Source organism: Bacteroidota bacterium (genome assembly GCA_038746285.1).
In the GTDB taxonomy this organism is placed as follows: Bacteria; Bacteroidota; Rhodothermia; order Rhodothermales; family JANQRZ01; genus JANQRZ01.
On record JBCDKT010000011.1, the window covers coordinates 62,232 to 85,810 of the forward strand.

Sequence of the window (23,579 nt, forward strand, 5' to 3'; positions counted from 1 at the left end):
GTTATTGCAAGATGATTAAATCTTGATGTAGTCAGCAGCGCTGTCCTTGAGCTTGTCACGCTGGTGCACGTAGGTCATCGTCGTCTCGAGACGCTTGTGCCTTGCGTGGGTCTGCACCTGCTGCAGAGACGCACCCGACTCGATGGCGAGTGTGCATCCGGTATGACGCAGTGTGTGGGCTCCGATCTTCGCGTCGAGGCCAGCGCGGCGCGCAGTCCGCCTCACTACCTCGTAGATAGCAGAGGGGGACATTCTGTTTCCACGGCTCGAATTGCGGCTCAGCGAGCGCCAGAGTGCGCCTCCCTCGATACCGTAGTATTGCTTCATAGTTTCAATCGACTCGACGAGGAAGGCCGGTACCTTGACGTACTCGTTCGCGCCGCCTTTCGTGCGAGGAAGGTCGAGGATCCAGTAAGGCCCGGAGCTTCGAACGTGCGACACGTCCATCGCGGCGGCCTCGGAGCGGCGCAGTGTGCAGTGCAGCAAGACGTTCACGAGGGTCCAGTCCCGCACGGCAGCTCCGCCGTTCAGATTGGTAGCCTCGACAAGGAGCCGTGCCTGCTGCTTCGTTAAAACTGTTATTGGAAGATTGCTTTTTGAGTTTCGGTCTACCCGTCTAATCACACTTCGGTCTGCAGGATTGGTCTTGACCAGATCGAGCGCTATGAGCCAGCTGTAGAACCCCCTAATAGCGGATATTTTCCTGCGTACCGTGCTCGACTGGAGTCCAGAAGACTGGAGCTCCCGGACATAGGCGTTGAGATGAACAAAATTCAACTGCTGCGCCATACGGAGCGTGACAAACTCTGATCTGAAAAGCCGCAGGAGGTCACTTCTGTAGGCCCGCCTTGTCTGTTCACGGTCGAAGCGCAGCAAGTAGACAGGTAGCAGGTCAGCGTCGAGCGCCTGTGCGTCCGGGACGGTTATATTCTGGCCTGAGGCCGTAACGGTCGCTGGCAGCCTTGCGTGATCGGAGGTGTCCATCGGTACTGGGGTCTCGCTTGAACGCTATCTGGTACCCTTGATAATAAGGGTTATCACAGGTATAAGTCAACCCAACGCGCTACCCGCCTATGCCGAACCCCAACGAGCCCGGTTCGCCCCGTTTCCACCCGGTTGTCGTCGGTGCGCTCTATCCAAGCGTCGAGCGTGGTCTGGCGGCCGACCTCGCCGCGGCGCGCGCGCTGGGAGGATGTGGCTATCCTGTCTGCACGTCGCTGGTTATGGCCGGTCACAACGTAGTGACCGATGCGACCGACGTGCCGGAGGACACGATTCGGGCTCAGCTAGAGCATGTCATGCAGACGGTCCAACCCGCCGGCGTCAAGATCGGAGTGCTGTCGTCCCATCCGGCAGCTGAGGCCGTCTTTCGGTTTGCAGATAGCTTCGACGGGCCGGTCGTGCTCGACATCCAGCTCAGCGGGCCGAGTGGTGAGACGGTGCTCACGCGTCGGGGTATCGGTGTGCTCATGGACCATCTCGCCGTCTCAGACCTCGTTGTTGTAGGCCATGCCGATGCCGAGTTGCTCAGCGAGGGTGAGATCAACTCCCTCGACGATGCCCAGGTTGCGGCTCAGCGCCTGGCTCACCGAGGGGCGCGTGCCGTGGTAATCAAGTGCGGCACCCTACCGGCTCGTCACTTCGAAGCAAACGGAGACGCGCCGGATGACACTGTGTTCAACACCGACTTGTACTTTGACGGCGAAGAGTTCGCGCTCTTTGAGGCACCGCACGCCCGTGGCGTAAACCAAGACGGCACTTCCAGCCTGTTTTCCCTCGCAGCGCTTCAGGGGCTTGCGGGTCGGCAGGTCCAGCAAGAAGCGCTACAGTATGCCAAACGCCTGGTAACAGATAGCCTACATAAAATCAAAAAGTAACTTCATACAATAACAGCTATATCTCATCACGCCATGTCGTCTACGAAACGGACCATCTACGAAGTCGCGGCCGAAGCCGGTGTAGCCATCTCAACGGTTTCCCGCGTACTCAACGGCTCCAGCGAGGTAGCCGACGCGACCCGCGAGCGCGTCCAGGCTGCTATCGACAAGCTTCAGTTCCGTCCGCAGCGTACAGCCCGGACGCTTGCCCAGCAGCAGACAGACTCGCTTGCCGTGGCGATGCCGTCCTTCACCTCGCTCTTTTACGTCGAGCTTCTCAAAGGCGTCAAGGACGAGTTGCGAGACCACGACATCGACCTGCTGATGTGTAACCTCGGCTCGGGCGCGCCCTACCAGACGCTGGAGCGGTTTCTGGACCGCGGTGCCGTTGACGCACTGATGCTGACCTCGCTTCCGGTCGATGCAAAGCTGCGAGACGAACTAGCGAGGCTGCACGCTCCTGTCGTGCTCGTCGGGACGCAGTCGAAGGCGTTCGACTCGTTTTACTGGGACGAAGCTGCCGGCATCGAGCGCTCCGTCGTGCACCTCGCGCAGCAGGAGCATCGCCGGATCGGACTTATCGCCGCCCATCCCGGAAGCCAGAATGCGGACGAGCGCCTGGCAGGCTACCGGCGCGGCCTCGAGGCCGCCGACTTAGCCTACGACCCCACCCTCGTTGTGATGGGCGAGACGACCAAGCACGCCGGGTTCAGCGAGGAGGCCGGCGTGGAGGCCATGACCAAGCTGCTTGCTCTAGACACCCCGGTCACGGCTGTGTGCGCTTCCTCTGACGTGCAAGCCATCGGGGCTTGGTCCGCGCTGCGCGGCGCCGGGCTGCGTGTGCCGGAAGACGTTGCGCTCGTCGGGTTCAACAACCTCAAGCTCTGCCACTACCTCGGGCTGAGTTCCGTGGACCTTCGGATGCACGACGTGGGATGCCGCGCCACGCGGCTCTTACTTAACCGGATGAGAGCGCCCAGCCAGCCGGTTACCGAAGCGATGACACCCGAGCTTATCGTGCGCCGCAGCAGCGTTGCCACACCCCAGCCTGTCCACACAGCTTCTTCCCACTCATGACGCCCTCGCCCGCCCTCGACGACGTGCTGCACCGCCAGCTCGGCCACTGCCTTGTCGAGACTCACTTCGACGATCTGGGCCAGCGGTACGGGGGCAAGGTGCGCGACACCTACCGCACACCAGAGGGCCGGCTGATTCTGGTCACGACGGACCGCATCTCGGCCTTCGATCACATCCTGCCACAGCCGATTCCGTTTAAAGGACAGGTTCTAAACCAACTCGCAGCGTACTTCTTCGGCAAGACCGAAGACATCGTTCCGAACCATGTCGTCTCGGTTCCCGACCCCAACGTGACGGTTGCGCTCGCCTGCGAGCCGATCCCAGTCGAGTTTGTCGTGCGAGGCTACCTGGCCGGCCACGCATGGCGAGTCTACCGGGACGGCGGGCGCATACTGTGCGGGGTCCCGCTTCCCGATGGCCTCCGTCAGAACAGCCGGCTTCCGGAGCCCATCCTGACGCCTGCTACGAAGGCCGCCGAGGGACACGACGAGGACATCTCACGCGAGGGCGTCCTCGGGCGCGGCTTACTCAGCGCCGGACGGTTCGACGAAATCGCCGGCGTGGCGAAGCAGCTCTTCGCACGGGGCACAGAACTCGCAGCCGAGCGTGGACTGATCCTGGTAGACACGAAGTACGAGTTCGGGCTAGACCGCCAGGGCGATGTCGTGCTGATCGACGAAGTGCACACGCCGGACTCGTCGCGCTACTTCTACGCTGCAGGCTACGACGAGCGGCTCGCAGCCGACGAGCCGCAGCGCCAGCTCTCCAAAGAGTTCGTGCGGGAGTGGCTGATGGACCACGGCTTTCAAGGCCAGGCGGGCCAGGCAATGCCTGACCTCCCCGACGACTTTCGGGTGCTAGCTGCGAAACGCTACATCGAACTCTTCGAGACCGTGACCGGCCACACTTTCGAACCGGACGCGCATCTAAGCCCGACGTCGCGTATTCATAGTGCCCTTTCTTCGTTTGCTTGAAATGCAGTAACGGATATATGTCTTGAGCGGTTCAGTCTTCCTCGCCTGCAAGGATGGCCGTAATCGCCGCGACATTGACGATGTCCTCTGCGTCGGAGCCACGCGAGAGGTCGTTGGCCGGCTGCTTGAGCCCTTGTAGGATCGGCCCGAACGCCTCGGCCCCGCCGATCCGCTGCGCGATTTTGTAGCCGATGTTGCCTGCGTCGAGGTTTGGGAAGACAAACACGTTGGCTTTCCCGGCGATGTCTGAGCCGGGCGCTTTTCGCTCGCCCACCGACGGAATGAAGGCAGCATCAAACTGAAACTCGCCGTCGATGGCAAGCTCTGGACGCATCACCTGCGCTTTCGCCGTAGCCGCGCGGACGAGGTCAACGGCCGGATCGTCGGCACTGCCCTTCGTCGAGAACGACAGGAACGCGACCCGCGGCTCTTCGCCCACCAGCAGCCGGTGCGACCGGGCCGCGTCGACGCCGATCGAGGCGAGTTGGTCGGCGTCAGGCGTGGGAACGACGCCGCAATCGGCGAACGTGACGGGCCGGCCGTCGGTCAAGACCATCAGGAAGAAGCTCGACACCAGCGCAGAGCCTTCGTCCACGCCAATGCAGTGGATCGCTGCGCGGAGCACGTCGGGGGTCGGGTGCGCGGCGCCGGCTACGCTGCCGTCAACCTCTCCGCGCCTCACCATGAGGGCCCCGAAGTAGAGCTCGTCTTGCACCGTCTCGCGGGCCTGCTCGTAGGTCATCCCGCGGTGCTTGCGAAGCTGGAACAGCTCCTGCGCGAACTCCGCGGCTCGGCCCGACCGCACCGGGTCGATGATCGGCACGGTGTGCGGAAGCGTGACGTCTTCCTCGGCTGCGACGGCGCGCACGGTCTCCTCGTTGCCGAGCAGCACGGGCCGGGCGATGCCCTGCTCGACAAGCGTGTGTGCAGCGCGGACGGTTCGCGGGTCTACCCCCTCTGGGAGCACGATGCGCTTGTTCAGTGCCTGGGCACGGCTGAGCAAATTTTGCATTGCAATAACGGATTAAATGAGTAGTGGTACGGACAATGGTGTGGTACGGACAATGGTGTGGTACGGACAATGGTGTGGTACGGACAATGGTTACGTGCTTTCTGTCGCCGGCTGCACCCACGCCTCCGTCCCGTCGGCGAACACCTCGCGCTTCCAGATCGGCACCCGCTCTTTGAGCGTATCGATCAGCCAGCGCGACGCCTCGAACGCCGCCGCCCGGTGCGCCGTCCCCACGCCCACGACGACGCTCGCTTCGGCGACGGGCACCGTCCCGAGCCGGTGCAGCAGGCAGCACCGCTCGACCGACCACTGCTCCGCCGCGGCGGCAGCTAGCCGGCCGAGTTCGGCGAGGGCCATCGGCTCGTAGGCTTCGTAGCGTAGGCGCACGGTCTCTCTGGCCTTAGACTCTGTGACCGGCCGGCTCGTCCACCGCCGCGTTGTCCCGACGAACAGGTTGATTCCCCCCACCGGGGGCGCGCTCAGAAACGCGGCCGCCTCAGCGACAGGAAGCGGGGCGTGGTACAGCCCGCACCACGTCCGCTGGTCCCGGCGCTCGGTTGCCCTGTCAGCCACCGCTCACCGGCGTGATGAGCGCTACCTCGTCGCCGTCGCACAGCTCGGTCAGCAGCGGCGCGTAGACCCGGTTGACGGCAAGCCGGACAACAGACCGGTAGGTCTCCGTAGCAGGATACTCGGCGACAAGCCGGCCGAGCACGTCCTCGCCCCGTACCGGCGCCCGGAGCTGCAGGCGAAGCTCGCCCGTCCCGACGATCTCGCGGAGCACACTGAAGAGCAGCACCCGCAGTTCGACGCCTTCGACCGTGCTGGCCGTAGGGTCATCGTCGGGCATGCTGTGCGGACGGGCCACGGTACCTGCGGCGAGGTCGGCCATCAGCCTCGCGCGTCTTCGAGGGCCTGCCTGATCGCGCCGAAGTTCGGCTGCTTCCCGGCGTGCTCGGTGATCTCGGCGTAGCGGACGACGCCGTCGGGGTCGATCACGAAGGCGGAGCGCTTGGCGATCCGGTCGAGGTTCATGTCGGTGAAGTCGTGGTCGTACTTCGCGCCGTACTGATCGCTGACCTGGGCGTTGTGATCGCTCAGAAGCGGAAAGTCGAGGCTGTTGTGCTTTTTGAACTCGGCGAGCACGAACGGCGAGTCGGTCGAGATGCCGAGGACGTGCGCGTCGAGGTCGCGGTAGCGGGCGAGGTCGTCGTTCACGGTACACATCTCCTCGGTGCAGACGCTCGTGAACGCGCCGGGGAAAAACAGGAGCACGGTGCTCTTGCCGTCGTTGTCTTCGGAGAGGGTGTACGCCTCGTTCTTGTCGGTGTAGAGGGTGAAGTCGGGGGCGTGCTGCCCGGTCTGGATAGCCATGAGGAGGGGTGCGGTTGGGAGGTGAGTTACTGGGCGAAGCGGATCGAGCGGATGGGGTCGACGTTGGCGGCGACGCGGGCTGGAATGTACGCCGAGAGCGTACAGAGCAGGAGCGCGACCGCGGCGACAACCACGAAGTCCACCGCGCTGAGTTCCACCGGGGCCGTGTCGATGTAGTAGGCCTCCTGCGGCAGCGGAATGATCCCGAACCGGAGCTGGAGGAGCGCGAGGCCGAGCGCGAGCCCGCTCCCGAGCGTCGTGCCCGCGACCCCGATCATGAACCCGAGCCAGACGAAGAGCCGCTTCACGCCGGCCGCCGGGCAGCCCATCGAGAGGATGATCCCGATCTCGCGCGTCTTCTCGATCGTCACCATCAGGAGCGTCCCGATGATGTTGAACGCCGCCACCAGCACGATCACCCCGATCACGAGCGGGACGATGCTCTGCTGGAGATTGATCCAGGCGAAGAGGTTCTGCTGCACCTGGTAGATCGACCGGGCGAAGACCGGCAGCCCGAACGTTTCGGTGATAGTCTCCGCCGTCTCGTCGGCGCGGTCGATGCCGTCGAGGCGGAGCTCAAAGCGCGTGACCTCGTCTTCGCCGTAGTCGAACAGGCGGCGCGCGGCCTCGAGGCTGGTGTAGGCGAAGACCTCGTCGAAGTCGGCGAGGCCAGTTTCGTAGACGCCGGCGACGTGGAGCGCGCGCACGCGGGGCCGGCCGAGCCCGGTCGCGCCGCCACCTGACCCGGTGCTCTGCATCGAAAACGCGGTGAGCTGGCTCCCGACCTCGACCGCCAGCAGGTCTGCCAGCCCGCGCCCGACGACGACGCCCGGCCGGCCGGCCGAGTCCGGCGCGAACGAGAAGCCGCCTGCCCGGACCTGCTCCGCGAGAAACGCGTGGCTTCCCTCTGGCGCGCCCGAGACAACGGCCCCGTCGATTCCAGCTTTCGAGCGCAGGAGCGCGAAGTCGTCAATCACCGGTGTCACCTGCTCGACGCCGGGCAGCGCGCCGAGGCGCTCGGTGAGCGAGTCCGCGTGCGCCAGCGGCCCGTCGACGTAGCTCTCGACCCGGACGTGGGAGCCGAACCCGACGATCTTCTCCTCGATCTCGCGGCTGAACCCGCGCACGATCATCAGCGAGAGCAGAAGCGCCGCCACCCCAATCGTCACGCCGCCAACGGCCACGTAGGTCACGAACCGGAGAAACTTCTGCCCCTCGTCCCGGCCCTGCGCGCCGCGGAGGTAGCGGAGCGCCACGAAGCGCTGGAACGAAGACGACGGCATGGGCGAGCGGCGAGGTGGAATCCCAAAGGTACCGATGGTCGAGCGCCGTACGGTTGGACGGGAAACGTGGGAGCGGTTCCGTACCTTCTGCGTCTCTCCCCTTCTGTTTCCCACTCTTCGACGCTGCCATGACCAACGCCGTCCTCCGCCCCCCTGCCCCTGCCAACGAATCTGTGCGCTCCTACGCGCCCGGTGCGCTTGAGCGACGGTCTTTGCAAAAACGGATATCCGAGATGCGCGAGGAGACCGTCGCCATCCCGGCCGTGATCGGCGGCGAGCGGGTCGAGACCGGGCGCACGGCCGAGGTCGTAGCCCCGCACGAGCACAGCCGCGTGCTGGCGCGCGCGCACCTCGGCGGCGAGGCCGAGGTCGGCCGCGCCGTCGACGCCGCCGTCGAGGCCCGGCACGACTGGATGCGGATGCCCTGGAACGACCGCGCCTCGGTCTTCCTCCGCGCCGCCGACCTCCTCGCCGGGCCGTGGCGCGACACGATCAACGCCGCCACCATGCTCGGCCAGAGTAAGAACGCCTACCAGGCCGAGATCGACAGCGCCGCCGAGCTCGTCGACTTCTTTCGCTACAACGTCCACTTCATGCGGCAGATCTACGAGGAGCAGCCGGTCTCGCCGCCCGGCCAGTGGAACCAGGTCGAGTACCGCCCGCTCGAAGGGTTCGTCTTCGCCGTCACGCCGTTCAACTTCACGAGCATCGCGGGCAACCTCCCGACGGCACCCGCGCTGATGGGCAACACGGTCGTTTGGAAGCCCGCGACGACGGCGCTCCTCTCGGCATACTACATCATGGCGCTCCTCGAAGCGGCCGGCCTCCCCCCCGGCGTCGTCAACCTCGTCCCCGGCAGCGGGGCCGACGTGGGCGACCCGGCGATTGCCTCTCCCCACTTCACCGGCCTCCACTTCACCGGCTCGACGGGCACGTTCAACCACCTCTGGCGCGAGATCGGGAACAACCTCGACGCGTACCGGACCTACCCCCGGATCGTCGGCGAGACAGGCGGGAAGGACTTTATCGTCGCCCACGAGTCGGCAGACCCCGAGGCCGTGGCGACGGCGATTGTCCGGGGTGCGTTCGAGTACCAGGGTCAGAAGTGCTCAGCCGCGAGCCGGGTCTACCTCCCCGAGGCGCTCTGGCCGGCCGTCGAGGAGTCACTCATGCAGCAGCTCGGCGAGATGCAGATGGGGCCGGTCGAAGACTTCACCAACTTCGTCAACGCTGTCATCGACCGGAAGTCGTTTGAGAACATCACGGGCTACATCGACCGGGCGAAGGAGGCCGACGGGGTCCGCATTGCCCACGGCGGCGGCTACGACGACAGCGAGGGGTTCTACGTCGAGCCGACCGTGCTCATCACCGAGGATCCACACTACGAGACGATGGAGCACGAACTCTTCGGCCCGGTCGCCTCGCTCTACGTCGCCCCGGCTTCGACGAGCTTCTCGGACCTCCTGAAGCTGGTCGACGAGACCTCGCCCTACGCTCTCACCGGGGCCGTCTTCGCCCGCGACCGGAGCGCGGTCATCGAAGCGCGCGACACGCTCGCGGAGGCGGCTGGCAACTTCTACATCAACGACAAGCCGACGGGCGCGGTCGTCGGGCAGCAGCCCTTCGGCGGGGCACGCGGCTCGGGGACCAACGACAAGGCCGGCTCGCACGTCAACCTCCTCCGGTGGACGAGCCTCCGGGCGATCAAGGAGACGTTCGTCCCGGCGGCGCACTTTGCCTACCCATTCCACGCGCCAGACGTGCGCGCGAACGGGCGGGAAGAGAGCGTCGAGGGGTAACCCGACCGAGGGCACGGCACCGCCGTGCTCCTGCCGGCACCCGCATGCTTGTATTCAAGAGTCGACATCACCCGGGCGACGCGCCCGCCGCGCTCGTCTACGCCCGCGCCCTCACCGGGCCGCTGGCGTGGAGCATGACGGGCGTGATGATCGCGGCGAGCGTGGCGATGCTCGAGGGGCAGGACCCGCTGCCGTGGGTCGTCTGGGTGGTGCCGCTGGTCTACGCGCTCTCGACGGCGTGGACGGTCTACGACCTCCGCCGGACGCCGGCCGAACTCGTGCTCGACGAGGCACGCGGCGGTGTGCGCTCAGTGTGGGACGCCGCCGGGCGGAAGACGCCGCTCCTGCTCCGGCCCGTGTTTTCTCCCCGGCGTACGGCGTATGGCCTGGACCTTCCCATCGGGCGGACGCTCCACACCTTCGCCCCGGACGACTGGCCGCGCTTCGACCGCCTGGAAGCTGCCGCGTTCGATGCCGCCGAAGCCGCCGAGACAGAGCGCCGCGCGCGGGCCGGCGTTTAGGCTCAGTAAATCCGCACGTAGTATGTGGCCTCGCCCAGATGCGCTACACGCTCGGCCTCGGCGCGGAGGTCGGGGTCGTCGGACTGGAGCGCGTCGCGGAGCGCAGTCAGGTCGGCCGAGCGCTTGACGCGCACGAAGGCGTCCGGCAGGCTCCCCACCTCGGCGGTCAGCTCGACCGGCGGGCTGCTGCTCCGCTGGAGCTTGACGCGGCCGAGCGCGGTCGGGTGCTCGGTCTCGCCGCGCTGCTGCATCGACCACGCGAGGCGGCTCTTGAGCGACTGCGCGGCGGTTGCGAAGCGGCGCTCCGCCTCCTGGAGCCGCTGCCGCTCCGCCTTCACGGCCTCGGCCGTAGCCTCCAGCCGGCGCAGCACGCGGAGGTAGCCCTCGACCTTACCCGTGCGGAGGTCGAGCAGGTCGTTGTGCTGGGCCTCGATCTCGTCCGTAATCTCGCCGCCGGAGGCGAGGAGCGCGTCTTCGAGCGCCTGGAGCTCCGCGTCGATGGCGTAGAGGGTGAGCGGCTTGATGTCGGACATAGGGCGATGCGCGGCGGAAGGCTAAGACGAAGCGGGGTGTGGCTAGCGTGGAGGCTACGCATGCCGCCGGGTGCGAGGCCAGCTTTTTTTCGGTGTGGTGAAGCCCGGCCTGCTCGACCTGCGTATGCACGGGCACGCGCTTCCCCTGCCCGACCTCTGTCCCATGCCCTCGTTTCAGAAGCCCTCGCTCTTCGGCCGCCTGCTGCTGCTCTTCACGGTCGTCCCGATCCTCGAACTGACCCTCCTCGTCTGGCTCGGCGGGCGGATCGGGTTCTGGCCGACCGTAGGCCTGATCGCCGCGACGGCCATCATCGGATCGACGCTCGCACACCGCGAGGGGCTCTCGGCGCTGGCGCGGTTCCGGGCCCGCATGGCGCAGGGCGAGGTCCCCGGCGACGAGTTGACCGACGGCATCCTCATTCTCATCGCCGGGGCCTTCCTCCTCACGCCCGGCGTGCTCACCGATGTCGTGGGCTTCCTCGGGCTGCTGCCCCCGACGCGGAAGGTGATCAAGCAGGCCGTCTCGAAGCGGGTCCGCCAGAGCATGCTGGGTGACACGGTCAGCGTGGGTACGTGGCCCCCGCCTCCGCCGCCGGAGAGCGATGCGGTGGACGTGGAGTTCGAGGACGTGCGGGAGGATGCATAAGACGCGGTGCGCGAGGGAGACCGCCTTCTGCGAGGCAACCCTCACGCATTACGTCTCACTCGTCACGCATCACCTGACCACGAGCAGCTTGCGCGTCTTCACGGACCCCGCCGCGCGCAGGGTGACGACGTAGACCCCGCTCGCCACCGCCTGGCCGGCCCCGTCGCTCCCGTCCCAGGTCGCGCTGTGCGAGCCGGCGGCGTAGAGGCCGTCGGCGAGGGTGCGGACGCGCTGGCCCAGGAGGTCGTAGACCGCGAGCGAGACCGTGCTCGCCTGCGGCAGCTCGAACGGGATGAGGGTCTGGCGGTCGAACGGGTTGGGGTAGTTCTCGAAGAGCACCACCTGGTCCGGCTGCGCGCCGTCGCCCTCGGTCGAGACCGGGTTAGCGTTAGTGAAATACTCGACCGCGAGGTCGTCGACGTAGAACCCGTCGGCGGTCACGCCGCCGTCGGCGCGGAGCACAAACTGGACCTGGACCTCGGGCGCGCCCTCGAAGGCGCTCAGGTCGATGGACTCCTCGACCCAGGTCGCCTGGGTGCCGTCGTAGCCCGGCTCGCCCGGGACTTGGGCACCGTTGCCCGAGCCGACCGAGGTGTAGCGCCCCGCGAGCGGCGTCCAGGTACCGCCGTCGGTGGAGGCGCGGACCTGGGCCACGTCGTAGCCGGCCTCGATGTCCCACCGCGCCATGAAGCGGAGCCGAGGGCTGGCGGCGCTGCTCAGGTCGAGCGGCTCGGCGAGCGTGAGGGCGTTGTTGGCCCCGTCGCGGTAGAAGCCCGAGGGGCTGTCGGCGAAGGCCGTCGGCGTCGACGTACCCTGGGTGGGCGTCAGACCCCAGCCGTCGCCCGTCGTCCAGCCACCGGTCGACGCGGCGGGGTCTTCGAAGAGGGCGACCGGCGTCCCGATGGCCACGCCCGTGAGCGTCTCGGCGAGCGCGACGTCGTCGAACGAGAACTCGACGGCGAGGTCGCTCCGCAGGCCGAGCGGCGCGCTCGGGCTGAGCGTGAAGGCGAGGCCCTCGACCTCGACGCTCTCGCCGGCAGCGAGGTCGAACGCCTGGCTGAAGCGGCTCGGCTCGTCCAGCACACCGGGGGCCTCACTCACGATGCGGAGGCGGACGCCCGTCATCCCTTCCAGGCCGATGTTCTGCACCGTCACTGTCGCTGCGGCAGACTCGCCGGGGTCGAGGTGACCGTTCCCGCTGTGGGTCTCGGCTACCTCGAACCGGGCGACGGTCGGGTAGAACCCGGCGAGCCGGGCCAGGCGAAGGTTCATCACCCGGTTGGTCTCGGCGAGCGGGACGATGTCGCTCTGGCGTGGCCAGAAGCCCTGGAAGAACGAGCCGACCTCCGGAGTCCAGGCGAAGATTTTGCCCTTTGTGTCTTGCTCGCCGTAGTGCCAGTCGTCCGAGTCGCCGTTGGCTGGGTAGAGCACGTCGGCAGCCTGGCCGAACTCGTAGCCGTTGACCTGCGTCAGGTACGTCGAGGCCCGCGTGAAGAGGTCCTGGTCCGGGGTGTAGACGCCTCGCTCGTAGCCCCAGGAGTGGAGTAGGACGTTGCTGTAGGAGTGGTAGTTGAACGCGCCGCGGATCTCCCGCGTGTTGAGGAAGTCGCGGATCGCAGCGGTCTCGGGCTCGGAGAACGGAGCCGGACCGCGGTAGACCTCGCTGCTCGCGTTGCCGCTGGAGCCCTGGTTGTCGCGGCCCCACTCGTAGGCGTAGTTGCGGTTGAGGTCCACGCCGAAGCTGCTGCCCGGATTGTCGCGGCGGTTCTTGCGCCAGAACCCGCCCCCGTCCGGGTTGGTCTGCTGGTTGTAGACGTAGCCGTCGGGGTTGAGAACGGGGACGAAGTACATCTCCCGGTTGTTGACGAGGTTGGTCGCCTGGGTGTTAGTCCCGTAGTTCTCAAGGAGGTAGAACATGTAGTAGATCACCGTCGCCATGCTCTGCGGCTCGCGGGCGTGGTGGAGCGCGGTGTAGAGCACCTCCGGCTCGTTCTCGTCGACGCCGGGGTTGTCGGAGATCTTGACCATCCAGATGTCGCGCCCCTGGTGGCTCTGCCCGATCGACTCGCGGGCGGTGATGAGGTCCGGGTAGTCGGCGTGCATCTCGTCGAGCTTGGCGACCACCTCGTCGAAGGTGTAGTAGCCCCCCATCGAGCCGAAGCCGAAGCCTGAGGCGCGGCTCGCGGCGAGGGCCTGCTGACGCTCGGCCTCACTGAAGGGTGCGCGCGCGGCGTAGTCGGCGGCCAGGTCGGCGACCGAGACCTCGTAGGCGAACCCGCTCGCGGCGAGGTCGGCGAGGTCGGCCTCGCTGAGTACGGTAACGGCCACCCACCTGCCGTCCACTTTGTCGAGCCCTACGTGTCCGACGCCGGGGACGCGCGCAGAGAGGTCAGCGAGGTCGCTGCGGTCGGCGAGCGTGATGCGGACCTCGCTGTAGCGGGGCGGCGCGTCGGCAGCCTGCTGCGCGTGCAGCGCGGCTGGCGCGGCGAGCAACAGGGCGAGAACGGCGGTGGAGGCGAAGCGCATAGTCTGAACGGGTCTGTATGGGGCGGGTGGGGCGTGATTATACACCCGTGCCGCGGCGGCACCAACCGCCGGCCCCGCGCTGACCCCCAAATGAGCGCGCGACGAGCCCAACGTGACCCCAGCGTGGCATGCTGCACACCGCGGTGCTGTGAAGAGGCCCGGAAATGCACGCCTCGGACGAACCTCTACTTCGGGGCAGGGTTGCCCCGGCTCATCCACCGCCCCCCTCCGTGCCCGTCGCCACGCCTCCCCCGATCCGGCGCATCCCGCTCGGGCTCCGCTACATGGCCGGCTCTGCGCTGTTCTTCAGCCTAATGACGCTTTTCGTCAAGCTGGCTGGGCAGCGGGTTCCGGCGATGGAGATCGTCTTCGCCCGCTCCGTCTTCATGGTCGCGGGCACGTACGCCCTGCTCCGCCGGACCGGCACCCCCCCGCTCGGCCACAACCGGCGGCTGCTCCTGGCGCGCGGCGTGATCGGCGCGACGGCGCTCAGCCTGTTCTACTGGGCCATTCCGCGCATCCCGCTCGGCGACGCGACGGCGCTGTTCTACGTCACTCCGATCTGGACAGCGGTCGCGGCGGCGTTCGTCCTCCGCGAGCGCACGGCGGGGCGCGTGGTCGCCGGCATGGTGGTGAGCCTCCTCGGTGTCGCGCTGATCGCCAAGCCGTCGCTGCTCTTCGGCGACAGCGCAGCCGGGCTGGACCCGCTCGCCGTCACGGCGACGGTGACCGCCTCCATCCTCTCCGGGCTCGTCTACACGATCGTCCGCAAGCTCCGCGAGACCGACGCACCGAACGTCATCATCTTCTACCTCTCCGTCGCGGGCATCGTCTTGGCGCTGCCGTTCGCCGGTAGCTGGGTGGTGCCGCAGGGGGTCGAGTGGCTGTGGCTGCTCGGCGCGGGGGCGACGACGCTGGTCGCGCAGATTTTCCTGACGCACGGGCTCCACCTCGAACAGGCCGGCCGGGCGATGTCCATTGGCTACCTGCAGGTAGTCTTCGCGTTCGTGTGGGGCCTCTTCGTCTTCGGGAACGTGCCCGACGGCTGGAGCCTCGGCGGGGCCGCGCTGATCGTCGGCAGCGTCCTCCTGATCGCCCGGCAGCGAGCGGCGGGCGGTGGCTCGGTGGGAGCGCCTGCGTCGCGGTCACCCGCTCGCTCCAGTGCCCATACCGGCATGCGCTAGAACGTCCTCAATGGCCCTGACTACGGCTTCGGCCTTGCGGTCGTCGAGCGCGTCGGGGTGCGGCGGCGCGAACCGGCCCGCGTCGTTGTCGAAGTACTGCCCGGAGGCTCCGGCGAACGCGTCCGACAGCGAGGCCTGCACCAGAATGTCCACGCCGATGCCAACGTCCTTGCCTGCCGTCCCGAACGCGCTGCGGACCATCTTCGTGCCGAGCAGAGACCCGGGGTTGACCGCGACCACGCTCGGCCCTTCCGCGCCGACCTCCCCGGCGAGGTAGCGCGACCACATCGTCAGCGCCAGCTTGCTCTGGGCGTAGGCCACCCCGTCGGAGAGGTGCCCCTGTCCTGCGAGGGCGGCGAGGTCCACCGGTGCCTGCGCAGCCGAGGACAGGTTGACGACGCGCCCGGCGGGCGGAATCAGCGGCAGAAGGCGCCGCGTCAGCAGGTAGGGCGCAATGGCATTGACGGCGAAGCGGATGTCCAGCCCGTCGGCGGTCCGGGGGTCCGCAGCACTGTAGACGCCCGCGTTGTTGATCAGCACGTCGAGGCGCTCGTAGCGCTCGGCCACGGTGTCGGCCAGCGCGGACACCTCGGCAAGCACCGAGAGGTCCGCGGCGGTGCGCTCGGCGGTTCCCGACGCCGACAGCTCGGCCTCCACCCGGTCGAGCTTGTCCGGGTCGCGGCCGTGGAAGAGTACGCGGTGACCGTCGGCAGTAAGGCGGCGGGCGGTCCCCAGCCCGATGCCGTCGGTGGAGCCGGTGATGAGGATCGTCTTCATGGCAGGTTACATCTGGAGAGTCGGAAACTGAGGCAACAGGTCGTCGGCGAGGCACCGAAGCGTCGTCTCGGTGTCGGCCCGGTTGAACCGGAGGTTGAGTGCGACGTGGTTGACGCCGGCCGTCTCCAGCGCCCCGAGGTACGCCGCGAGCGCACGCATACCCGACCGCATCCCGAGGTGCAACGGCCGGGGTGCTGCGTCGGGGTCGTCGTCCAGGTCCACGTAGAGCGGCTGCATGACGGGCTTGCCGAACGTACCCGGAATGAGCGCTCGGTAGTCGCGGACCGCCTGCGCCTGGACGGCGGCGGCGCGTGGATAGGTCATCCACCCGTCGCCGTGCGCCGCGACCCAACTGGGAGCCTGGCGGCTGCCTCCGGTGATGAGCAGCGGAAGCTGACCGACAACGGGCTTGGGCAGGAGGTCTATCCCGCCGCCGACCCGGCCGTACGGACTGTCGAGGCTGGGCGAAGGCTCGGCTATCCGGCGGAGGTAAGCGTAGGCCTCCCGGAACCGCTCACCCCGCGCCTCGAACCGTTGGCCGAAGGCGGGGTACTCCGCCGGCCGGTCGCCCGAGGCGATGCCGAGGAGGAGTCGCCCGCCCGAGAGCACGTCGGCGCTCGCGGCGGCCCGGGCGACGTGGGCCGGGTGCCGGAGCGGAAGAATGACGCTCGCCACACCGAGTGCGATCCGCTCCGTCTGCCCGGCCAGCAGGCCGAGGTACACGAACGGATCGAACGGCTGGCCCGCATCGCCGAACGAAGGCACGTTGAACGGAACGTCGCGGAGCCAGACGGCCGCGAAGCCAAGTCGCTCGGCCAGCCGGACGCGCTCGGCGTGGCGCTCCATCGCCGGCACCGGCCCCTGCGCGTACGTCTCAATCGGGACCACGAGGCCCAGCGTCAGCCGGCCGGGCTGAAAGACCGAGCGGTAGCCCCGGTTGAGGGGTCTGAACGGTGCGGACTCCAAGCGCTCAGCGGTCGGCGTAGCCTCAGCCACGGGGCTACCTGGCAAAGCCACCGACCGGTGTCATGTACACCGGATCAAGACCGCCGACCTGCTCCTTCAACTCGTCGGTCAGTTCGCTGTAGACGACAAACTGCTCCACGTCGACGAGGTCCATGAACCGGTCCTGAAAGGTGCTCCATGTGGGTAGGTGGGCCATCGCCGCGTCTGCGTCGCGGTAGCGCTCGTAGACGCGGAGCCGCTGCCCGTCGGGGTCGATGGTCCATTCGTAGTTGAGGGTACCCGGCTCAGGCCGGACAGCCTCGACCATCTCGTGCATCAGCGCCTCGAGCGCGTCGCGGCGGCCGTCTTTGATGGGGCCTTCGAGGGTCCAGATGATGTTATCGTTGAACATGGCGTAGAAGGGATGAGCAGCGGGAACGAGGTCTCAAGTGAGATCGTCGGTGCCCTCGATCAGAAAATGGTGGCTGGTCGAGTGCTTGAGACGGGACTGTAGATACGGCCGGTAGGCGGGGTCGTTCTCGAAGGCGCGGGCGGCTTCCGCCGAAGGCCACTCGATGACGATGCGGAGCGCGGCGTCTGCGCCGTCGCCCTCGAGCCGCTCGTGGGTGGCGGTCCGGGCGAGGTACCTGCCGCCGTGCTCGGCGACGAGCTTGTTGGCAACGGGCAGGTAGTCGTCGATCCAGTCTTCGGAGGTCGGGGTGACGGCGAGGACGGAGTAGGCAGGCATGGTGCTCAAGAGGTGTGGTGAGTGAAGAAGCACGTTCGGTGCCGGCACGGGCAGCCGCCGCGTGCGAGGCGAACCGTGCTCGAGGTGGAACCCGGCGTCTGTTTATGCGATCCATCGATTCTCATCACCCGAACCATCACATCTACTCATGGACTCCAGCACGCTCGACCTCCGCCACCTCCGCCTTGTCCGTGCTGTGGTGGAAGAAGGAACGCTCACGGCGGCGGGCAACCGGCTCTCGCTCTCGCAGTCGGCGCTCTCGCACCAACTCCGCGATGTCGAAGACCGGCTCGGGATCGCGCTGTTCGAGCGGCGCGGCCGGTCGCTCGTGCTGACCGAGGCCGGCGGGCGCGTGCTCGACGCGGCCCGGGTCGTGCTCGACGAGGTGAGCCGGGCCGAGGCCGACCTCGACGTGCTCGCGGCGGGCAAGAGCGGGACGCTTCGGGTTACGGCCGAGTGCTACACGACCTACCACTGGCTCCCGCTCGTGCTCGGCACCTACCGCGAGGCGTGGCCGCTCGTGGACGTGGAGATCGTAGCGGGGGCCTCGGAGCGGCCCGGGGCCGCGCTCCTCGACCGCCGGGTGGACGTAGCCCTCGTCACGACCGTGGACCGGGCAGACGGCCTCGCGCTCACCGAACTGTTCGAGGACGAGGTCGTCGCGGTGGTGGCCGAGAGCCACCCGTGGGCGGGGCGAGCACACGTCGAGCCGGCGGCCTTCGACGGCGAGCAGGTGTTCGTCTGGCACACATGCACCGAGCGTGACTGCGTGCTCTCGCTCGTGGCGGCGGCCGGGGCTACGCCCAGCCGGATCATCCCGGTCCCACTCTCCACCGAAGGAGCCGTCGGGATGGTCCGGGCCGGCCTGGGCGTGACAGCAATGGCACGCTGGGCGGCTGCCCCGTACCTCGAACAGGGCGGGCTTGCTGACGTGCCGGTCACCGAAGACGGCGTGCGGCGCCGGTGGTACGTGGCAATGCGGCGAGATCCACGACCGCCGTACGTCGACGCGTTCGTGGACGCCTTGACTCGGATGGAGCAGCCGGCCCTCCTGAACCCCGGCATGCCTCCGGCTGCGTGACGCCCCCGCACCCGTCGGGCTACGCCTCAGACCGGGCGACACCTCAAGCCGGACGACACCTCAAGCCGGGCAGTTCGCCCTGGTCGCGCGCCGACACCATATTCACCGCTCAGGGTTCTCTGCCAACGCTGGGCTGGGATGCGCTTCGCGAGCGCCACACGGTTGCCTCCGGCACCCTGCCTGAGCGCGCACAAATCGAGCTGTGCGGGTCGCTCAGGCTGCTGCCTGGGAGACGCGCGCTACAGGCTGAGCGGGGGAGACGCGTGCCTGCGTCCGGGCGCACTGTGCGGCGTCAGCCCTCACGAATCCATAAGCCTACGCATAGGGCGAGGCGCGAAAGTGGCAGTATCATCGGTCGCCTTCGGCTTTTACCTGACGACCCATGCGTACCGCCTTCCTGCTCTCGGCTCTCCTGCTTCCTCTCGCCGCCGACGCCCAGACGTGGCAGAACGCCGACGTGCGCGGCTACGGCTACGTCAACGGCCTGCTGATCCACCCGCAGACCCAGACTGTCTACAGCCGCACCGACGTGGCGGGCATCTTCCGCTGGGACGGTGCCCGGTGGACGAACCTCCTCGACGGCGAGTTCACGCGCTCCCAGCTCTGGCCCGCCGCGGCCGAGGCGTTCGCACTCGACCCCCGCGTACCCGGCCGGCTCTGGGTCGCGCTCGGCAACAACCTCACCTCCGAAGGCGAAGCCTCGCTCGTCGTGCGCTCGGACGATGACGGGCAGACCTGGACGGCCACCAACTTCCCCCCGACGGTCGGCATGGCAGGCAACGGGTCGTGGCGGCGCAGCGGCGAGCAGCTGGCCGCAGACCCCAACGACTCCGACGTGGTCTACTTCGCCAGCCACGCCGACGGCCTCTGGCGGACCGTCAACGGCGGCGCGTCGTGGGGCCGGGTGACGAGCTTCCCGAGCCTCGGCGACGAGGGCGGACCGGGCGACGGTCCCTGCCCCGAGGTCGACCCCGACGGCTGCGGGCCGGGCGGCCTCTCGTTCGTCGTCTTCGACGACCGCACGACAGTGACGATCGCCGGCCGGACCGTGACGGCGAACGTCTACGTAGGTGCCCTCGGCGACGGGGTCTGGCGCTCGGCCGACGGCGGGCGGACGTGGGCGCTCGCTGTCCCCGGCCCCGGCACGCGCGACAACCCGATGCGCGCCGCCTTCACCCACGGCCGCCTCCAGGTCGGCTTTAGCGGCGACGGGGGCTTTGCCGGCGACGGCGCGATCCTCGTCTACGTCCCCGACGGCAGCGGCTCGGGCGGGACGGTGGCCGACAAGACGCCGCCTGAGGCGTGCCCGCTCTACGGCACCTACGACTGGAATGAGATCGCCTCCCACCCCACTGACCCCGACTTCGTCGTCGCGATCCCCTACGGCGTCGTAGCGCGCAAAGTGTTCTTCACGCGCAACTTCACCGACCCCAACCCGACCTGGGAGATCCAGACCGACGAAGGCCCGTACGCCGAGTGCCCGGCTCAGCAACTCGATTACACGCTCAACCAGGTGGTGTGGGCGGGCGAGGAAGACGGCGCGTTCTCGTACGGCGGGGCCGCTGCGTTCGACCTCGAAGACCCGCGCCGGGTCTGGTTTACGACAGGCTGGGGCGTGTACCGCTTCGACGACCTCGTCGCCGACGGCACGACGCTCGACTTCGCGGGCGTGATGGCGGGGCTGGAAGAGTCGTGCGTCCACGACGTCGAGGCTCCCGGCGGCAGCGGCCCGGCAGTCTACTCAGCCGCGTTCGACACCTTCGGCTGGGCGCACCGCACCGTCGCCGAGGTTCCGGCGACGAGTTTCGACTTCGGCGTGCAGCAGAACGCGACCGACGTGGCCGTGACGCCGGCCGATCCGCTCCTCGCGGTCGTCGTCGGGGCGCGCAACGGCGGCTACCTCCCCGCCGGGCGCGTCACCCGCGACGGCGGTCTGACGTGGAGCGACCTCGGTCTCCTCGGCGACCCCAACGACCCGGACGACGCCTGCGAGGCGTTCCTCACCGCCGGCAACATCGCCGTCTCCGCGACCGACCCGGACCGGATGGTGTGGAGCCCGCAGTCGGCCATCTGGCCGGCGTGCAACGGCTTCAGCGCGCCTGTCGTCACCCCGCCCCACCTCTCGGCCGACGGCGGCCAGACGTGGCAGCCCGTCCAGGGCATGGACTTCGACGGCGGCAACTGGGCGACGGGCACCGACTTCGTCGTCAGCCAGCACCTCGTCGCCGACGCCGTTGACGGCGACCGGTTCTACGCCTACGTCAAGCAGAACAACGCGAGCGGGACCGTCGGCATCTGGGCGAGCGCGGACGGCGGCGCGACCTGGTCCGAGCAGTGCCGGGGCTGCGTGCCGGACTTCCGCTTCCCCCGCCTCGCGGCGCACCCGCAGCGCGCGGGCGAGGTGTGGGGCAGCTTCGTCAAGACGTTCGGCGTCGACGCCCAGGCCGACCTGCTACGCAGCACCGACGGCGGCCAGACGTGGAGCCAGATCGCGACGGCCGACAGCGTCTGGGCCTTCGGCTTCGGTGCCCCACTGGCGGGCGAGACCAATGCTACGCTCTACGCCCACGCCCCCATCAGCGGCGTGGAGGACGTGTGGTACTCGACCGACGACGCGGCGACGTGGCGGCGCTTCGCCGGCACAGTGCGCATGCCCACTGGTCTCATCGAGGACCTCGCAGGCGACCCGGACGAGGCCGGCGTGCTCTATGCCGGGACCGGCTGCCGGGGCCTGTGGGAAGGACGCCTCGACCGGCCGACGAGCACGGGCATCGCCACCCGGAGCCAGGCTGAGGCACCGCTGCTAGTTCCGTACCCAAACCCGGCCTCGCGCTTCGCCCGCGTGACGGTCACGCTACCCGAGGCCGGCCGCTACCGCGTGGTCGCGCTCGACGCCCTCGGGCGCGCTGTGGCGGAGATCCGGGGCGAGGCCCGAGCGGGTGCGCCGCAGACCGTCGGGTTCGACGTGCGCGCCTGGTCTGCCGGGACCTACACCCTGCGCCTCGAAGCGGGCAGCCGCCGCGCCGCGCAGCGCCTGACGGTGCTCCGGTAGTCGCGGATGCAACTCTTGGTGCGTCCCGGCTACGGCTGCACGCGCACCAGCGTCCGCGCTACGTGCTGGTCGCCAGCCGCGAGGCGGACGACGTAGATGCCCGGTGCCACGGCCTGACCCTGCGCGTCGGAGCCGGCCCAGACCGCTTGGTGCGCGCCGGCAGGCTGCGTGCCCTCGGCCAGCACGGCCAGCCGCCGGCCGAGCACGTCGAAGACGGCAAGCTCGACCGCGACGGGCGTCTCCAGCCAGTACGGGATGGTGACAGCCCCGGCAGCCGACGGGTTGGGATACCCCACGCCGAGCGCGACGGGCAGCGTCGGGACAAGCTCGTCTTCGGTGGGGCTCGTACCTGCCGGCGGCTCGTAGGCGTAGATGCGCCGGCCCATCGCGTAGCCAAGCGAGTCGCCGAAGAACTCGAACCGGTTGACGCTCCCGTCGAGGTCGACCGGGGCCCACGTTTGGCCGCCGTCGGTCGTCACCGAGGTGGTGCCGCGTCCGCTGGCCCAGCCCATGTCTTCGGAGATGAATCCGAGGCCCTGGAGGTCGCTGCTGCCGGGAATCGTCAGCTCGGTCCACGTCAGCCCGGCGTCCGTGGTCTTCAGCACTTTGGCCGGGAAGGCGGCCCCTTCCAGCGAAACATAGCCTGTCGTTGGGGTAGGGAACGAAATCTTCCAGGCCCACTCGAAGCTGCCGCTGCTGGTGTACTGGACGTTCCACGTCTCGCCGCCGTCCTCGGTCAGAAGCACGACCGCCGAGCCGTCCCCGAAACCGTCGGTGCCGCCTACGGCGATGCCGCGCTGCTCGTCCCAGAAGTACACGTCCACGAGCGAGGCCGCGTAGTCGTCCATCGAGCGTGAGGTCCAGGTCTGCCCGCCGTCCGTCGTCTTGACGAAGTGCGCCGGGGCAGCGTACCACCCGGCCCCGTAGACCACGTCTTCGTTTACGGCCCACATACCGCAGATGCCCACCGGACGGGGGCCCGTGATCCGGTCGGTGAGATCGACGAACGTGGCACCGCCGTCGTCCGTCCCATAGAGCACGTTCGACTCGTTGAGGGTGCCGATGAACCCGCGGCGCTCGCTCACGAAGGCGGTGGCGCGGAGGTAAGCCGGGAGGTCAGCCTGCATCGTCCAGGTCTCGCCAGCGTCGTCCGTGCGGAAGACCTCGCCGGCTCCGTTGACGATCCAGCCCGTGTCGGGGTTCAGGAAGCTGGCGTCCTCGAAGCGGTAGCTGTGGAACGGCGAGTCGGGCAGCAGGTCCCACGTCCCCACCTCCTGGCCCAGCGAGGGCGGTGCGAGGAGACAGAAACAGACGAGCAGCAGGCAGCGGCGCATGGCGGCGAGGCAGATGGACGGAGACGGCCAAGAGTACGACCGCGCCGCGTGATCTGCAACGGAGGGACGGCACCGTGCCCTATCGCGAGGCCGTGCTCTGCGTGAGGTGCGCCTCGGACGGATCGCCGTGCTCACTGAGGAACCGGTTCCAGCTTCCCACCATCACCGAGAGCCCGATGGCCCCGATGAGCGCCATCGCGGAGAAGCTGAAGCTGAGCACCCACTGTGCCCGCTTGTAAGGGTCCAGCACGATCTGGTCGCTGCCGGGCAGGGCACGGATCGTGACCGTCTCGTAGGCCCGCGCCTCGATGCTCTTGAGCAGCGTCAGCGGAAGCTCGACGGCGCGCTCGATGGCCTCGGTCTCGCCCGGGGGCACGTAGCGCAGCAGCACTTGGCCAATCGTGATCTCGGCCCGCTCCCGCGTCTCGATGCCGAGGACCTCGGCCTCCACCGGCACGCCGGCCGTCGCCGCCTCGCGCTGCCCGAGGCCCGCCCAGAGCAGAGAGACCGAGATGACGAAGAGCAGCGTCGGAAACACCCACAGCAGCCGGGCAACGATGGGGTTCGAGAGGAAGTTCATGGGGTGGGGTCGGTTGTTCGCTCGTGGAACGGTCGCTACGCTCCCTGGTTGTCCGTGGCTTCTCTATTCCCAGACAATCAACACGTTAGAAGAACGAAGCCACTGACGACGGACCACTAAGAGACTGTTTGGTTAAGAGCGGGCGTCAACGCAAAGAGCGCCTGCCAGCATCTTGTGGAAGTGCCCCTCCACAAGACCTACCGAAGCCATGCGCTCGCAACGCTACAGCTCCGACCTGACCGACGCTCACTGGAAA

General features: G+C 68.1%; 23 protein-coding genes. 9 read left to right on the forward strand and 14 right to left on the reverse strand.

Annotated features, from left to right (window positions below; all coding sequences use genetic code 11):
• Nucleotides 1-15 precede the first annotated feature (15 nt).
• The gene (locus AAGI91_05570; GenBank protein ID MEM1042080.1) at nt 16-984 is read right to left on the reverse strand and encodes a tyrosine-type recombinase/integrase; all 969 of its coding nucleotides are present in this window, start codon (nt 982-984) and stop codon (nt 16-18) included.
• Between the two features lie 89 nt (nt 985-1,073).
• On the opposite strand from AAGI91_05570, the gene AAGI91_05575 reads away from it, so the two are divergent.
• Genes AAGI91_05575 through AAGI91_05585 form a run of 3 tightly spaced genes read left to right on the forward strand, consistent with a single transcriptional unit; the run spans nt 1,074 to nt 3,928 of the window.
• Nucleotides 1,074-1,877, forward strand: coding sequence for a bifunctional hydroxymethylpyrimidine kinase/phosphomethylpyrimidine kinase (locus AAGI91_05575; GenBank protein ID MEM1042081.1), 804 nt, complete (start codon nt 1,074-1,076; stop codon nt 1,875-1,877).
• A gap of 33 nt (nt 1,878-1,910) precedes the next feature.
• A complete protein-coding gene (locus tag AAGI91_05580) occupies nt 1,911-2,954 on the forward strand; it encodes a LacI family DNA-binding transcriptional regulator (protein MEM1042082.1) in 1,044 nt (347 codons plus the stop codon).
• Complete coding sequence (locus AAGI91_05585) at nt 2,951-3,928, forward strand: phosphoribosylaminoimidazolesuccinocarboxamide synthase (protein MEM1042083.1); 978 nt, start codon at nt 2,951-2,953, stop codon at nt 3,926-3,928. The genes AAGI91_05580 and AAGI91_05585 overlap by 4 nt, the downstream gene beginning before the upstream one ends.
• Before the next feature lie 31 nt (nt 3,929-3,959).
• Here AAGI91_05585 and pta read toward each other — a convergent pair whose 3' ends face one another.
• The 5 genes from pta to AAGI91_05610 form a co-directional block, all read right to left on the reverse strand.
• Entirely contained in the window at nt 3,960-4,940 is a 981-nt protein-coding gene (pta, locus tag AAGI91_05590) for a phosphate acetyltransferase (GenBank protein MEM1042084.1), read from the reverse strand.
• Between the two features lie 90 nt (nt 4,941-5,030).
• Nucleotides 5,031-5,513 carry a molybdenum cofactor biosynthesis protein MoaE gene (locus tag AAGI91_05595; protein MEM1042085.1) on the reverse strand — a complete coding sequence of 161 codons (483 nt, stop codon included), beginning with the start codon at nt 5,511-5,513 and terminating at the stop codon, nt 5,031-5,033.
• Nucleotides 5,506-5,790: a MoaD/ThiS family protein gene (locus AAGI91_05600; protein MEM1042086.1), complete on the reverse strand. Its 285-nt coding sequence runs from the start codon at nt 5,788-5,790 to the stop codon at nt 5,506-5,508. Before AAGI91_05600 ends, AAGI91_05595 begins: the two co-directional genes overlap by 8 nt.
• A gap of 41 nt (nt 5,791-5,831) precedes the next feature.
• A complete protein-coding gene (locus AAGI91_05605; protein MEM1042087.1) occupies nt 5,832-6,314 on the reverse strand; it encodes a redoxin domain-containing protein in 483 nt (160 codons plus the stop codon).
• Nucleotides 6,315-6,340: 26 nt separating this feature from the next.
• A complete protein-coding gene (locus AAGI91_05610) occupies nt 6,341-7,597 on the reverse strand; it encodes an ABC transporter permease (GenBank protein ID MEM1042088.1) in 1,257 nt (418 codons plus the stop codon).
• A gap of 128 nt (nt 7,598-7,725) precedes the next feature.
• Here AAGI91_05610 and pruA point away from each other — a divergent pair, with 128 nt between their 5' ends.
• Nucleotides 7,726-9,396 (forward strand): L-glutamate gamma-semialdehyde dehydrogenase, encoded by a 1,671-nt coding sequence (gene pruA / locus AAGI91_05615; GenBank protein MEM1042089.1) that lies wholly within the window; start codon nt 7,726-7,728, stop codon nt 9,394-9,396.
• A 44-nt stretch (nt 9,397-9,440) separates the two neighbouring features.
• Nucleotides 9,441-9,917, forward strand: a complete 477-nt coding sequence (locus AAGI91_05620; protein ID MEM1042090.1) for a hypothetical protein — start codon at nt 9,441-9,443, stop codon at nt 9,915-9,917.
• Nucleotides 9,918-9,919: 2 nt separating this feature from the next.
• On the opposite strand, the gene AAGI91_05625 is transcribed toward AAGI91_05620, so the two are convergent.
• Nucleotides 9,920-10,450, reverse strand: a complete 531-nt coding sequence (locus tag AAGI91_05625) for a siphovirus Gp157 family protein (protein ID MEM1042091.1) — start codon at nt 10,448-10,450, stop codon at nt 9,920-9,922.
• Nucleotides 10,451-10,613: 163 nt separating this feature from the next.
• Here AAGI91_05625 and AAGI91_05630 point away from each other — a divergent pair, with 163 nt between their 5' ends.
• Entirely contained in the window at nt 10,614-11,096 is a 483-nt protein-coding gene (locus tag AAGI91_05630) for an FxsA family protein (protein ID MEM1042092.1), read from the forward strand.
• Between the two features lie 69 nt (nt 11,097-11,165).
• On the opposite strand, the gene AAGI91_05635 is transcribed toward AAGI91_05630, so the two are convergent.
• On the reverse strand, nt 11,166-13,622 hold the full coding sequence (locus AAGI91_05635; GenBank protein ID MEM1042093.1) for a M14 family zinc carboxypeptidase: 2,457 nt from the start codon (nt 13,620-13,622) through the stop codon (nt 11,166-11,168).
• A 230-nt stretch (nt 13,623-13,852) separates the two neighbouring features.
• Between AAGI91_05635 and AAGI91_05640 the strand changes: the two genes are divergently transcribed.
• A complete protein-coding gene (locus AAGI91_05640) occupies nt 13,853-14,806 on the forward strand; it encodes a DMT family transporter (GenBank protein ID MEM1042094.1) in 954 nt (317 codons plus the stop codon).
• On the opposite strand, the gene AAGI91_05645 is transcribed toward AAGI91_05640, so the two are convergent.
• The 4 genes from AAGI91_05645 to AAGI91_05660 are packed head-to-tail and all read right to left on the reverse strand — an operon-like array spanning nt 14,768 to nt 17,276.
• Nucleotides 14,768-15,583, reverse strand: coding sequence for an SDR family NAD(P)-dependent oxidoreductase (locus tag AAGI91_05645; protein MEM1042095.1), 816 nt, complete (start codon nt 15,581-15,583; stop codon nt 14,768-14,770). The genes AAGI91_05640 and AAGI91_05645 overlap by 39 nt on opposite strands.
• 6 nt (nt 15,584-15,589) lie before the next feature.
• Entirely contained in the window at nt 15,590-16,579 is a 990-nt protein-coding gene (locus AAGI91_05650) for a TIGR03571 family LLM class oxidoreductase (protein MEM1042096.1), read from the reverse strand.
• 4 nt (nt 16,580-16,583) lie between these two features.
• Complete coding sequence (locus AAGI91_05655; GenBank protein ID MEM1042097.1) at nt 16,584-16,940, reverse strand: antibiotic biosynthesis monooxygenase; 357 nt, start codon at nt 16,938-16,940, stop codon at nt 16,584-16,586.
• Between the two features lie 33 nt (nt 16,941-16,973).
• Nucleotides 16,974-17,276 (reverse strand): DUF1330 domain-containing protein, encoded by a 303-nt coding sequence (locus AAGI91_05660; protein ID MEM1042098.1) that lies wholly within the window; start codon nt 17,274-17,276, stop codon nt 16,974-16,976.
• 148 nt (nt 17,277-17,424) lie between these two features.
• On the opposite strand from AAGI91_05660, the gene AAGI91_05665 reads away from it, so the two are divergent.
• Together AAGI91_05665 and AAGI91_05670 are read left to right on the forward strand one after the other, a co-directional pair.
• The gene (locus AAGI91_05665) at nt 17,425-18,357 is read left to right on the forward strand and encodes a LysR family transcriptional regulator (GenBank protein MEM1042099.1); all 933 of its coding nucleotides are present in this window, start codon (nt 17,425-17,427) and stop codon (nt 18,355-18,357) included.
• Between the two features lie 382 nt (nt 18,358-18,739).
• Nucleotides 18,740-21,409: a hypothetical protein gene (locus AAGI91_05670; protein MEM1042100.1), complete on the forward strand. Its 2,670-nt coding sequence runs from the start codon at nt 18,740-18,742 to the stop codon at nt 21,407-21,409.
• A 29-nt stretch (nt 21,410-21,438) separates the two neighbouring features.
• On the opposite strand, the gene AAGI91_05675 is transcribed toward AAGI91_05670, so the two are convergent.
• Together AAGI91_05675 and AAGI91_05680 are read right to left on the reverse strand one after the other, a co-directional pair.
• Nucleotides 21,439-22,743 (reverse strand): FlgD immunoglobulin-like domain containing protein, encoded by a 1,305-nt coding sequence (locus AAGI91_05675; protein ID MEM1042101.1) that lies wholly within the window; start codon nt 22,741-22,743, stop codon nt 21,439-21,441.
• A 79-nt stretch (nt 22,744-22,822) separates the two neighbouring features.
• A complete protein-coding gene (locus AAGI91_05680; protein MEM1042102.1) occupies nt 22,823-23,323 on the reverse strand; it encodes a hypothetical protein in 501 nt (166 codons plus the stop codon).
• Between the last annotated feature and the right edge of the window lie 256 nt (nt 23,324-23,579).